The 13903-nt window shown below is 57.3% G+C and carries 7 protein-coding genes; 2 read left to right on the top strand and 5 right to left on the bottom strand.

Annotated features, from left to right (window positions below; all coding sequences use genetic code 11):
• Positions 1–20 precede the first annotated feature (20 nt).
• On the top strand, positions 21–1646 hold the full coding sequence (locus BGIM_RS0106570; RefSeq protein ID WP_020469004.1) for an ABC transporter permease: 1626 nt from the start codon (positions 21–23) through the stop codon (positions 1644–1646).
• On the opposite strand, the gene BGIM_RS49020 is transcribed toward BGIM_RS0106570, so the two are convergent.
• From BGIM_RS49020 to BGIM_RS0106585, 3 genes are all read right to left on the bottom strand, one after another.
• Positions 1612–5583 (bottom strand): FtsK/SpoIIIE domain-containing protein, encoded by a 3972-nt coding sequence (locus BGIM_RS49020; protein WP_020469005.1) that lies wholly within the window; start codon positions 5581–5583, stop codon positions 1612–1614. The genes BGIM_RS0106570 and BGIM_RS49020 overlap by 35 nt on opposite strands.
• A 263-nt stretch (positions 5584–5846) precedes the next feature.
• Positions 5847–6347 (bottom strand): hypothetical protein, encoded by a 501-nt coding sequence (locus BGIM_RS0106580; RefSeq protein ID WP_020469007.1) that lies wholly within the window; start codon positions 6345–6347, stop codon positions 5847–5849.
• A gap of 3 nt (positions 6348–6350) precedes the next feature.
• Positions 6351–6623, bottom strand: a complete 273-nt coding sequence (locus BGIM_RS0106585) for a WXG100 family type VII secretion target (protein WP_029629792.1) — start codon at positions 6621–6623, stop codon at positions 6351–6353.
• A 234-nt stretch (positions 6624–6857) separates the two neighbouring features.
• Here BGIM_RS0106585 and BGIM_RS0106590 point away from each other — a divergent pair, with 234 nt between their 5' ends.
• Positions 6858–8276: a sensor histidine kinase gene (locus BGIM_RS0106590; RefSeq protein WP_029629793.1), complete on the top strand. Its 1419-nt coding sequence runs from the start codon at positions 6858–6860 to the stop codon at positions 8274–8276.
• 10 nt (positions 8277–8286) lie between these two features.
• On the opposite strand, the gene BGIM_RS0106595 is transcribed toward BGIM_RS0106590, so the two are convergent.
• Both BGIM_RS0106595 and BGIM_RS0106600 read right to left on the bottom strand, forming a co-directional pair.
• On the bottom strand, positions 8287–10197 hold the full coding sequence (locus BGIM_RS0106595; RefSeq protein ID WP_020469010.1) for a hypothetical protein: 1911 nt from the start codon (positions 10195–10197) through the stop codon (positions 8287–8289).
• Between the two features lie 131 nt (positions 10198–10328).
• Positions 10329–13889 (bottom strand): efflux RND transporter permease subunit, encoded by a 3561-nt coding sequence (locus BGIM_RS0106600; RefSeq protein ID WP_020469011.1) that lies wholly within the window; start codon positions 13887–13889, stop codon positions 10329–10331.
• Positions 13890–13903: the final 14 nt, after the last annotated feature.

Raw genomic sequence — 13903 nt, forward strand, 5'->3', positions numbered from 1 at the left:
ACACCTCTGACGGGATTCCCATGCCCATTTGGACACTGGCCCGGAAGGATCTTCGCCAACTGCAACGGGATTACCGTTCGGCGGTGATCCTGCTGGCGATGCCGATCGTCTTTGTTGCGGTCCTCAGCCTTGCCGTCGGACGCGGATTCGGCCAGAAACCCGATGACCGGCTTCGCATTTCGGTGGTCAACCTCGACACGGGAAAAACCTCTGTTCACCGGGATTTTCCCGGCCGCCCGTGGAGCCAGGTGGTTCTCGACGATCTGGCCGGGACGGCTGACATCCGCATTGAAGTCATTCCCTCGCTTGCGGAGGCCGAAGAGTTGATCCGCAACAGCGATCGCTCGGCGATCCTCGTTTTTAGCGAAGACTTCAGCGAGAAAATGGATCGCTGTTCCTTTCTCACCAAGGCGGCTCCCGAGCCGTTGAACCCGCTTTATCGGGATGGCATCAACCCGGAGGAAGTGGGTCTGCGAATTCTTAAGGATCCCACGCAACAGGCGGCCGCCTCGATCATTGAACAGGTGGCCCAAGTGACGCTCTTCCGCGTGGTCATCCCTTGGATGATCGGCAAGGCGTTCGAGCGGGTGGGGGACGATGAATTCATGGAACTTCTCTCGGCTCGCTTCCAGCAAGTGAAGCCGGTGCCGACGCCGGCCTTGAAGGAACTTGACCCGGTGATGAACAAGATGCTCGCCAAGATGTTCGCCGATCCGAAGTTTCAAAAACTCTTGGAAAAGGAACTTGGATCTCTTGCGGCCATGACCTTCAAGCCGATGACGCCGAAGTTCCAGGCGATGCTCAAGAAGGTGTTTCAGGATGATGAATTCCTCGCCAACATGGGCAAGGACATTTCCTTGGGGGAAATGATGACCCCCACGATTCGCAAAGAAATTGGCCCAAAGGTGCAAGACGAGATTCAGGAGATTTTCAGCAACTATAACTTTCGGGCGAAGACATGGGCGGGGCTTACCAAGAGTCAGCAGAAGCAAACGCAAACGGAAAACGTCTCGGAATATCAACGAGAAGGGGCGTTGCCAAAACGAGGGGACATCCGCTTTCAAGTGCTTGTTCCCGGCTATGCGGTGACATTTGCCTTCTTTTTGGTGCTGACCGTCGGCTGGCAATTTGTCGCCGAACGACGACAGGGAACCTTGGTGCGATTGAGGGCGGCCCCGATCACCCGGTTTGATTTGCTTGCGGGAAAGAGCATCCCGTCTCTCGGGATATCGCTCTTTCAAGGCTTGTTTCTGATGTCGGCCGGGTGGCTGATCTTCGGCATGAGTTGGGGCGAGAAGCCCGTTTGGATGCTGGCGGTGATCGCATCCACAGCCATCGCCGCAACGGGCCTTTCTCTGTTAATTGCCAGCATCGCCAAAACGGAAACGCAAGTGGCCGTCTATGGCACATTGACGGTTCTCGTTTTGGCGGGGATCGGCGGCTCGATGATGCCCCGTGAATTGATGCCGGAAACGATGCGGATGGTCAGTCATGTCACGCCGCACGCTTGGGCGTTGGATGCCTACCAGCAACTCCTCATCAACCCGGAACCGAACATTCTCATCATCAGCCGGGCTTGCGGGGTGCTGGTGTTGTTCGGTCTCGCAAGTCTCACTGTGGCGTGGAAGATGATGCGTTTGGATTAGGCAATACCCGTCGTCCGAGGATCTGCCGAACCGTCTGCAACCATTCCCGCGTCGGCAAACCATACGGCCGGAATTTTTCCGGATAGGGCATTTCCTCGGTGGTGTACAAAGCCCGGTTTTTGCCCAGCCGGGAGGCCGCCGGGGTGTCGATCAGCGTGCTGGAATCGTTGGCGCTCATCTGGAACAACACCCGCTGGCCGAACTCGCGTTGTCCGCCCCGGTCAATGCTTCGACCGAGGTTCGCCGGGGTGTCGGCCCAGACGATGGTGAACACCTGATACAGAGGCCCGTCGCGCAGAATGGTCAACAGGTTTTCAGCGGCGCTCAACGTCCGCTCCGCCCCGCGTCTTCCGAATCCGTAATCATCTTCTTTGCGCAGTTCCCGGAACCACTGGATACCGTTGATGAACAAGAAACAGGGGGTTCGGTCCGCGCTTTCTCCCTTTTGCCGGGCGGTCACTTCATTGCCCAGGGCCGTCAACGCCGGCGCCAGGGCGTTGCGGTCAAGCATTTGAATATCGTGGGGCAGGGCATTGACGATCCGGCCCATCGTCCCGGCCGTGACGGCGTCGTCGGGTGTTCCGTCGAACATGAAAAACTTCACGGCATTCGGGGCGTGTTGCAAGCCGAGACTCAGCATCCCCATCGACATGAGTTGTACTGCAAGAGTTTCATCCTGCCCGATCATCAGCAGGTTGTTCCCGTTCATCGGCCGGAAGCTCGCCGCCGTTGGATCTTTGATGGCGATGGCGTCACCAAGCCAGAACGATGTGGACCGGATCGCCGCGGGATAAACCGGAGCATCCAGCAATTCCCTCAGCCGAACATTCTTGAGGATGTCGGCCGAAGAGTTCCCCTCGAACACCAGCGGCGTCTTGGCTTCCTGGCCCAGATTGTCGGCCTTGATGCGGATTTCCGACAAAATCTTTTCTCGCTTCTCGTCGGCCAGCCAGACCACCTGGAATAGGTCATTCCCTTCAACGAGGCCGTTGGCGTCGTTGTAAATTGCCTCGCCGGGCCGGGTGAGCAACCGGGCGCCGGTGTTGTCTTTGTTCAGAATCAATTGAGCGTCGGCCTCGGAACATTGCAGCGCGATCCGCACAGCCATCTGGTCGATGGTGCTGCGAGCCAGCGAATAAGCGCCGCCGAGCGTTTGCGAACCAAGCACGACATGCAACCCGAACGCCCGGCCTTGGCGGACCAACCGGTCGAGGAGCAAAGCGGATTCTTGGGCGAGACGGTCGTCTTCCACGAAGAATTCTTGAAACTCGTCCACGATCAACATGATGCGAGGCATCGGGGCGGTTTCCGTCCCGTGGTTCTTTCGCTGACCGTCCTGCCAGTCCCGGTATTCGCCGACCGAGTTCACCCCGGCGAGACGGAAGGTTTCCCCACGCTCTTTGAGGACGTTATCCAGACGTTGAAGCACGCTCATGCCGAATTCCCGCTCGCTCTCGATGGCGACGGCCTTGGCATGGGGAAGACGATTGCTGGCGTAGGCTTTAAACTCGACCCCTTTCTTGAAGTCGATCAGATACAGTTCGACTTCGCTTGGCGAATAGTTCAAAGCCAGGTTGGTGATGAGAGCATGGAGCAGCGTGGATTTCCCGGACCCGGTTTTCCCGGCGATGAGGGCATGCTGGGCCGTTCCCCGGCCGAGTTCCATGTATTGCCGCTTCGTCGCCCCGGCCCGGCCGATGGCCACGGAGATGCCGTAACGCGAATCGGAAGCCCATACTTCGATGGGTTTCGGCCCGACGAAATCAAAGTTCACCTCCACCCGGTTGGCGTTTTTGCTTCGCTCGCCGACCAGTCGAACGAGACGGGTGATCTCATCAAGCGAGGGAGGTGTTTCCAGTTGCAGGGGGAACGGCGCGAAATCCGGGTCTTTCCAAGTGAAACTTTTGTCCTTCCACACCAGATTGATGGAAGCCTGTTCGAGATCCGCGAGGTTGAATCCCTGCGGAACCGGATGCTTTGGGTCGTGGGTCACCAGCGTGTACACCCCGCACGAGGGGCCGCTGTTCACAATGCTCACCAGACGGCGGCAGGCTTCGAGGGAGAAATTCGCCGGGAAGTTGGCGACCACCAGCACCCGGAAAGGTTCGGCAACCTCACCCGCTTGGGCGTTGTATTCCTCGATGGATCGATATTGGTTTCGCAGGTATTTTTGGATGACTGTTTCCATGTGGGCCGTCAGATCGGCGAGGCGTTTTTCGATCTGGGCTGTTTCGGTCCAGATTCGCGAGCCGACCAATTGTTCGTCGTAATCGGCCAAGTGCATGAAGGCGGCGAAGTTTTCGCCAAGCCCCACGGGATCGACGATCGTGAAGCGAAGTTTGCCTGGCGGGATGGCGGTCAGCAGGCGGAGCATGATCGCCTGAATTGATTGCACCCCGCGAACGCGGCCCTGATCTTTGGCTTTCAGCAGCAGCGAGCAACGATCCGGAAACGGCAGGAACGCCGGAAGTTTTAGACGCACCGGCAGGGTGGGCATCTCGTCTTCGTCTTCCGGGACTCCGCCGGGGAGTTGGGTCAGGTCGATGTCGAAGTCGCCAAAGCGAATCCCCGTGGGAACCCGGATGGCCGCCGGGGGGCTATACCAGAACGGGCTGTTCCAGTCGGGGAAGTGTTCCAAGCCGTTGGCCCGCAGTTTGGTGATCGCCCGACCGATCCGCTCCTGTCCGTCCCGCCATTGCAGGGAAAGTTCTTGTTCGTGAGCGGCGAACAACGCTGTTGCGGTCTTCTTTTTGTCCTTGTGAATCCGCTCGATTTCACCAAGGATGGCGCTGTGTTTTTGCTCGCATTCGGTTTTATCGCCGCCGAAATGGGCCTCGGCCTTGTCTGTCGCATCCTCCCGCCATTGACGGATTTTTTCGCGGGTGCGGGAATACCTGTCAACCACGTTGCCGAGTTCCGTGCGGCGTTCCTCGTTCACGGCGGCGATGGTTGTTTCATATTCGGCCATCGCATGGGTGCGGGCCGATTCCCGAAGCACGCGGGCATTGCCCATCCGGTGTTCGTGTTCCTGCTCGGCCCGCCGAAGCAGCGTGGAACGGGCCTGCACATTCTGGGCAAGCAGGGCCGCGAATGTGAGAAGTTGCAGGCGGACATGGTTGAACGCCGCTTTTCGCAAGAGCCAGTGCGTCACGAAGGCAAAACCGGCCGCTACCACTGAGCCGCCAAGAATGGCGAGCCATTTGGGGTCGACAAACACGGACGGAATCGCCCCGATTAACGCAAAGGGAACCAGAATGATGAAAAATCCGGCCGCCCCGGAATACTTCAGTGTTTTGGATTGCTCCAGATTTTTCAGGATCGCCGTCGTCTGTTGGAAATTTTGCTCGATGAGTTGATAAGGATCGACAATCACCTCGCCGGTCGGGGGCTTTTGCTCCAGTTCACCCCGCTCCTCCTGAATCCGCTCCAAAATCGGCTCGGCTTGCGTCCAGGATTTTTCCACCCGTTCCAGCGTGTGGGCGGCCTTCCGCTTGTTCAGATCCAGATCGTCGTTTGCCTGCTTTTCCGCGGCTTCAAACATCGAGTCGGCGGTCCACCGGCTGTCCTGCAATTGGGCGCGCGCGCCTTGCTCCGTGTCGTCGTGTTGTTCAGTGATCGCTTTCTTTTTCTTGTTGTACTCGTGTTCCGCTTCGTCGAGTTCCTGCTTGCCACGTTGGGAGATTTCCTGGGTGGCCGCCTGAAAGTTCGTCTCGATCTGGGCCAGTTCGCGGTCCCGTTGGGCGGTCTGGGTTTTGGTGTTACGCGCGAACTCACGTTCCGAAGCGGAAAGTGATTGATTCCGTTCCGCAGTCATGGCCGTTTCGCGTTCGGCCCGGTGGGCCAGCAGCGTGAGCAATTCCCGCAGGGCGGCCCGCTCCAATTCAAAGAGATTCATCTTCTGCTGATGATTCAGAGGAGACGGAGAAGCGCTGGACATCGGCGAGATTCCGATCGGTAGGATGGCAAAGGGTTCAGGTGTCCCGACCCTCACACTGGCGGCGGCATTCATTTAAGATGGTCCTTAGGCGGTCGATGCGCCTCAGACAATCCCCGGTCAGCCGTTCCAGGGGATCCCACGTTTGTTCGCGGAAGGCAGCGTTCGTCCCGTCGGACCATGAATCGCAAACCTCGCGCCATTGGTGGCGGACCACTTCAAGGGCATCGTATAATTTTCCACGTCCGGCATCGACTTGCATCGGGTCATCCTCCGGGGGCCGACGGTCTGAGGTCGAGGTAACGCTCCAGCGCGGCGACCTGTTCAAGCAGGTGGGCCAAGGCGTTCAGGACTTCCGTCTCCAGCATGTTGGAGAGCTGCCGGGAAGCCACCTCATACTCCTCCGCGATCATCTTCGGCAATTTTCCGGCCCATTTCCGGCAGATGTCAACCTGTTGATGGGCGTGCGCCAATCGGGCCTTCGCGCGGGCGAGATTTTGTTCCTGCACGGTGGTGTCCGGAATTCGGCCGTCGAAGTTCGGCATCTCGCGCTGGGCCAGTTCCACCTTGCGCTGGACAACTTCTTCCTCGGCGTCGCGTATTTCAAATTTCCATTCGCGGGCGGTATGTTCGATCCAATCATAGGCTTTCCGGATTTCCATGCGGATCATCGACAGGGCTTCGAGAGCCTCCTGCCGAAACCGGGAAAACTGGCCATGCCATTCTTGGAGAACCGCAACCGCGCGGACATCGGCTCCCGCTTCCATGAATCACCGTTGTTGCATGTATTCTTCGATCCGTTCGGCCTTGCGGGTCAAAAACGGAACATGTTCATCCGAGATGTCGAGGAATTTTTCAAGCACGCCCATTGTTTCCTCGTATTCCTGCACGAACCGCTCATGCTCCTGATCCCGCCAGGTGTCCGACAGGGCCAGCAACTGTGAGTGGAGGGAGGACAGATTCGCCCGGAGATCTCCGTTGAAGATCTTCAAGGCATGGGCGAAACGACGAAGCTCGCCGGGATCGACGATGGCTTGAGCCATGGATGGGTTCCACAGGGGCGACAGTTCCGACAGACGGGAAACGAACCAAACGCAACCTGTTATGATTCTATCCCGGCGGTGTGTCATTCCATGCGGGTTTGGAAATTCCGGGCCGGGATTTTCAAAAATCTTCGTCATGGCCCGTCCGGTCGTGAGATAATCATCACACTCGTAGCTTTTTGCCACACAACGATGAGCGATTCCGCGTCACACCCCGTCAAACAATCCTCAATCATGATCGACAAACCGGTTGTTGACTGGCAGGAACACTATCGGCAACTCGTCCGATTGTCGTTTCAAAACCCTTGGGCGGCGACACCGGAGGGCCGGATTTATTGGATTGGCGATCTCTGGGAGCAATGGACCGGCCAATCCCCCGAAGAAGTTTTTCAGGATGGCTGGTTGGGCGTCGTCCACCCGGACGATCTGGACCGGGCAAAGCGAGCCCGTTTCTGCTCGGTGCGCGATCAAGCCTTGTTTGACTGCTCGTTTCGAGTGCGATTCCGATCCGGAGAACACCGTTGGGTTCGGGCCAGGGGGCTTCCCCATTTTGATGCCGAGGGCCGGTTCCTTGGCTGGTACGGAATGACGGATGACATCAACGACCAGCGGAACGCGGAGGAAGATCTCAAACTGAACGAGGCGAGGTTTCGCTCGGCCTACGAATATTCGGGCATCGGCATGACGCTCATCTCCCTGCAGGGGAGGTTCATGCAGGCAAACCCCTCGTTGTGTCATTTTCTTGGCTACGCGGAACAGGATCTGTTGAAGCTCGACTTTCAGACGATCACTCATCCCGATGATTTGCAGCGAGATCTTGACTACGTGCGAAAAGTGCTTGATGGCGAACTGGCCACCTACTCGATGGAGAAGCGGTATCGTCATCGGGACGGCTTCTATCTTTGGGGATTGCTGACCGTCTCATTGGTGCGGGACGAGGAGGGGCAGCCGTTGCATTTCATCTCGCAAATCCAAGACATCTCCGAGCGCAAGAACGCCGAGGAACGGACGTTGCGAACCCTGCGTGAACGGGAAACTTTGCTCCGGGAAATTCACCATCGTGTCAAAAACAACTTGACCGTGATTGTGAGTCTGCTGGGAATGCAGTCCCGTCGATCAAAAGACGACCGGGTTCGGGATGCGTTGACCGACACCCAGAACCGTGTTCAGTCGATGGTGACTGTTCACGAGATGCTCTACGGCAGTGATGACTTCACGCAGATTGATCTGCGGGCTTACCTCCGCCGATTGGCCTCGAATCTCTTGGGAAGTTATGCCTGCGAAAGCCGGGTGGCCCTGATGGTAAACGTGCCGCCCGGCGCGGTGGATTTGGACACGGCCCTGCCAATCGGGTTATTGTTGACCGAGTTGATTTCCAACGCCTTGAAACATGCCTTCCCCGGCGGACGACGAGGGACGGTGACGGTCAGTGTGGAATATCAGGAGGATGCCGTCCGATTGACCATTCGGGACGACGGGATCGGATTTCCAGAAAAGTTCGATGCGGAAACATCCCCGTCGATGGGCATGAAACTCGTCTCTTCTCTGACCCGTCAACTGAACGGTCGGCTGACAATTCATCGAGAAGTTGGGAGTGAATTTTGCGTAGAATTCCGTCTTCCAAAATCGCGGGCCAGTTCCGCAACCGACTGATCAAACCGGCTCACTTCACGGCCACTCCAAACTCCACCCATTTGGTGCGGGTGTTTTGGCCGGTTGGCACCGTCCAGTTCCCTTCGCCCGGCGCGCTGGTAAAGGTGTGATCGGCGGTATGGTCGCCTGTGGCGTCGGTGTAGGCGAAGGTAACACGAGTGGCGTCCTGCTGGGGCAGTTTGTAGGTCAGATGCAATTCGGCTCGGGCGTATTGCTTGCCTCCATTGTTCTTGAATCGCACCTTCACGGCTGTTCCCGCTTTCACGCCGGTCAACTCGCCCCAGCACATGCTTTGGGACCAGAAGTCGGCCGGCTCGTCGCCTTGGCGATTGATGGTCCAATCCTTCACGATTGGTTTCCAAGAGATCCCGTCATCGAAGCTCGCTTCGATCTGGTATTTGATCTTCGCATCCGGCGGATTGCTTGAACGAACATGCCCGGCCGCATAAATACCGGTGATGGTCTCTTTGCGGGGCGTTGCCAGCCCGAGAGTGACGGCCGGAGAGCCAAACCGGCCGTCAACAACATGTGTTGTTGCCTGTGGCAGCGTCGGCCCGGCCGACACCAATCCCTTGCCGGTGGCTTCAAACCGCACGATGGAACCGCCGTCCTTCAACCGGGGCATCGTCGCCGCGCTGGCTTCGCACACGGTTGTGATGGTGAGTTTGCTCGCCGCCAGTTTCTTGGCCCCGTTGTGTAATCGCAGCCAGTATTGCCGGTGCCCCTTGACGTGGTCGGTCAGATCGGGCGATTCGTTTAATTGGCCGCCATCGTGCCAGGTTGTTCCTCGATCCACGGACACCGACACTTTGCAGTCGCTTTCACCACGAACGATCAAGCCGTTTTTGGCGCCCGGATCATAAATGCCCCACGGTTTGGCATTGGCCGGGGTCGCGGCGATCACATAGGGCGAACGAAACTCGAAAGTCACTTGTGTGTCGTCCTCGGAAATCACGCCCTCGCGGTAATCACCGGAATCAAAATCTGGCCGATAGGTGAAGACCGCATTGGCGAACCGGGCTTGTCCGGGCTTTGAGCCGCTGCCGTTTTTCGATTTGAACATCGCCTCCGGTTGGTTCACCCAAGTGTTTGCGCGTTCCGGTCCGGGGATGCCTTCGGTGTTGTAGTTCATTCCCCAGAAGACAAAGGTTTTGCCGTCTTCCAAACCCGGTGAGAGATAACGTCGGAAGGTCTCTCCGCGTCGCAAATGAACACTCGGCGGCGGTCCGGCATACCCGGCCAGATATTCGGCTGTTCGGTATTCCGAATACGTTTGGTTGTCAGAAGGATGCAGGCCGCAAATCAGCCAACCGTGTTGTCGGTTTGGTTTGAAGGCGCGATCCGTCAGCTTTTTCCAATCCGGGGCAATTTCCTTTAAGCCAAGCAACCGCTTGCCATCCACATCAAACACCACGCATGATTGATCGCTGTCGAGCAGCGCCCATTTGCCATCGCCATAGGCGCCCCCTTTCAAAAACACTTCAAATGAATTATGGCCGCTACAGCCAAGATCGCGGCCACGCCCGTGACCGAGCAAGGCTTCCATCTCGGCGACGAATTGGGCATGGGTGGTGCCGCATAACCCGTAGCCGTGGGAGAACAACCCGGTCCAATACTCGCGGCTGCGGGAGTCCGCATCGTTTTTGAATCCTTTGCCCCAAAGGTTTTCAACGCCTTCCTCGGCATGGAAATAATGGGTGTTCCGCCAGAGCCACGCGGCAATCGCCTTGTCTTCATCGGTGACACATTCGCGGCCGGTGACCCGCTTGTAAACAGCCGCTTGGGTGGCGAAGAGGCGTTCAAAAGTGGAATAGGAAAGTTCGCCGGGATACCACAAGTGGTCCGTGGCGATCTGCGGATCGCCGACACCGGCTTGGGATGTTGAGGTGATGATGAGTGCGAGAACAAACCAACGAAACATGGATCACCGTTTGCCGGGAGGAGGGGGCAAAAGTCAAAAGCGACTTTAACACCCCGCCGCCCGGTCGTCGATGATTTTTCTTTGCCAAAAATTTGCCCGGATAGCTTAAGCCAGAAACAAAGCTGTCCGGTTCAAGAGTGCTTGCTTTCTTCAGGCTTCGCTTCCGGATGAGGATTGCCTTCTGGTTTTGTTTCTTGGTCTTTTAATGCTTCCGGTTTCTTGTCTCCTTCGTGAGGTTCTGCCTTTTTCGACTCGTCTTCTTGCTCTGGAGATGGCGGCTTGGTCAACGGTCCGGCCAGGCGCCGAACGACGTAATAAAACACAGGCGTCAGGAAGATGCCAAAGAATGTCACGCCCAACATGCCGGCGAAGACGGCGGTGCCAAGCGTTCGCCGCATTTCGGCCCCGGCTCCATGAGCGATCACCAAGGGCAACATCCCGAGGACGAACGCAAACGAAGTCATGATGATGGGCCGCAGTCGCACGGTGGCCGCTTCGACGGCTGCGTCGAATGAATTAGCCCCCTCCATTTCCCGGTCACGGGCAAATTCAACGACCAAGATCGCGTTTTTTGCCGCCAGGCCCACCAGAACCACAAAGCCGACCTGCACGAAAATGTTGAGATCCATCTTGGCGATCATGACACCAGCCAGCGCGCTGGAAAGGCACAACGGCACCACCAGAATCACCGCCATCGGAAGCGACCAGCTTTCGTACAAGCCCGCCAGCACAAAGAACACCAGCACCGCCCCGAGGACGAACGCACTGTAGGGGTTTTGTTGCAAATCCTTGAATGACTCAAGTTTGGCGGACTGCTTTTGCAAATAACTGAGCTCGGTCCATTCGTAAGTCATGTTGCGGGGCAATTCTTGGTTGGCGAGTCCCTCCATTGTGGAAAGCACGTCCCCGGTGCTGACTCCCGGCAATGATCCCCCGGCGAGCGTCGCGGCCGGGAACATGTTGTAACGGGTGACGGTCAGCGGGCCGGTGGTTTCTCGAAAGTTGACAACCGAACCCAAGGGGACCATGTCTCCGTTGGCGTTGCGGACCTTCAATTGTTTCGCTGCTTCAACATTGTTGCGGAAAATGGCATCCGCCTGGATGTTGACCTGCCAGGTGCGGCCAAATCTGTTGAAGTCATTGACGTAAAGACCGCCGAGATAAACCTGCAGCGTGGCGAACACATCGGTCAGGCTGACACCCATTGTTTTGCACTGGACACGGTCAACGTCCGCATAAAGTTGCGGTGTTTCCGACCGGAAGCCATCGAAAAGACCAACCAAGCCGGGTTGTTTGCTCCCTTTGGCGACCAGATTGTCTGTCTGTCCTTGGAGGCGCTGGTAATTGGCGTCGCCAATCGTTTCGACCATCATTTTGAAGCCGCCGGCATTGCCAAGCCCGTCCACGGCCGGAGCCCCGAAGACGTTGATGAGAGCGCCAGGGATTTCCTCGCGGAATCGTTTGCGAAGAATGCCGGCGATCACGTCGGCATACATCTTCGGATCACGTCGTTCGTCGAAGTCCTTTAAGGTGACAAACATCGATCCCAGATTGGAACCAATCGCATTCAAAACAAAAGACCGGCCCGGATTGCCTAACGTGTGGGCGACGCCGGGCGTTTCCAAGGCGATCTTTTCGATTCGCCTCATCACTTCTTCCGTCCGTTCCAAAGAGGCCGAGTCGGGGAGCTGAACGTTGACAATCAATCGGCCCTTGTCCTGTGACGGAATGAATCCCCCCGGAACGCGGGTCATGCCAAAACCAGTGAGGGCGAGCAAGCCGACATAAAGTAGCAGGGCAATGACACTAATCCGCAGAAACACGGCCACCGCCCGGCCGTACATTTTGGTGATCCATTCAAACAGCGAGTTAAAGCCGTGAAAAACACGGCCCAAAAACAGGTTGACCGGCCCGATGATAAACCATCCTAATGCCCCTCCGGCGATCAATCCGGGGATGAAGATGGCCAGCAGTGCGGTGTATTGCTTCGCTTGTCCCATGAACCCGATGGGAGCTGCCTCGCCGGTGTCCCCGTGTGCCGAAACCAGCCCCAAGTGCGGGCCAATGATTGGCTTCAATAACCATAAGGCCAGCAATCCGCCCAAGATCCCGAATCCCCACCAAGGGAAAGCTTCCTTCCCCTGATCCCCGTGTTGTCCCGGTTTGCGGTTGGCGAAAATCGAAGCCGCCCGTGCCGGGGTCATCGTCATGGCGTTGACGGCTGAAATAATCATGGCCGCCGAGATGGTGAGCGCGAACTGTCTGAAAAACTGGCCGGTGATGCCGCTCAGAAACGCGCTGGGAAGGAAGACGGAAGAAAGCACCAGCGTAATGGCCAGAATTGGCCCGGTGATTTCGCTCATCGATTTGATCGTGGCCTCGCGGACCGGCAAACCTTTGTCGAGCCACCGTTCGATGTTCTCCAACACCACGATGGAATCATCCACCACGATGCCGATGGCCAGCACCAAGCCAAACAACGTGAGGTTGTTGAGGCTAAATCCCATCAATTTCATCACGGCAAATGTGCCGACCAACGAAACGCCGATGTCAATCAAGGGCAGCAGCAACGATTTCCAATCCTGCAAAAACAACAACACGACAAAGGCCACCAGCAACACGGCGATGACCAGCGTGCGGATCACCTCATCGACCGATTCACGAATAAACGGGGTGGTGTCATAGACAATGGAATATTTCAATCCCTTCGGGAAACGGTTCGCCTGCTCAAACTCTCGCATTTTTGCCTTGATGCCATCGGCGGTGTCCAAGGCGTTTGATCCGGGCAATTGAAAAATCGCCAGACCAATTGAGGGACGCCCGTCGAGAGCCAATGTTTGATCCTCGCTTTTCGCGCCCAATTCGACCCGGCCCACATCCCGGATGTACAGCACTTCGCCGTTGGTTCCGGTGTTAAGAATGATGTTTCCAAATTGTTCCGCCTCGGTCAATCTCCCAAGGGCGTTGACGGAGTATTGAAATTCCTGTCCTTTGGGCACCGGGGCCTGCCCAATCTGGCCCGCCGCGACTTGGATGTTTTGCTCCCGCATGACCGCGGCCACGTCGGCGGCGGAGATATTTCTTGCCGAGAGTTTGTCGGGGTCGAGCCATACTCTCATGCTGTAATCCTGCCCGCCGAAGGTAAACACATCGCCGACCCCCTCAAGCCGGGCCAACGGGTCCAGCAATTGGATGGTGGCGAAGTTGCTCAGGTACAGCCGGTCGAAATAAGGTTTGCCGGTGGCAGGATCGTCCTCCGAGACAAGATTGACCACCAGCAAAATATCCGGCGAGCGTTTTTTCACGGTGACGCCCGTTGCCTTGACGACATCGGGCAATTGTGGTTGCGCGATGGCGACGCGGTTTTGGACCAGAACCTGGGCGATGTTCAAATCGGTGCCGAGTTCAAAGGTGACGTCCAGCGAATAGGAGCCATCGTTGCTGCTTTGGGAAGACATGTACAACATGCCTTCCACGCCGTTGATTTGTTGCTCGATGGGCGCGGCCACCGTGGTGGCCACCACCGGCGCGCTGGCGCCAGGATAAATCGCCGTGACACGAACAACCGGCGGTGTGATCTGCGGATACTGGGCCACGGGAAGAAACTTGTAGGCGATCATCCCCATGACGACGATGACAATTGAAATCACCCAAGCAAGAATCGGCCGGTCGATGAAAAATCTCGCAAGCATGCGCGGGCTCTCGC

Origin of the sequence: Zavarzinella formosa DSM 19928 (assembly GCF_000255705.1) — a bacterium.
GTDB lineage: Bacteria > Planctomycetota > Planctomycetia > Gemmatales > Gemmataceae > Zavarzinella > Zavarzinella formosa.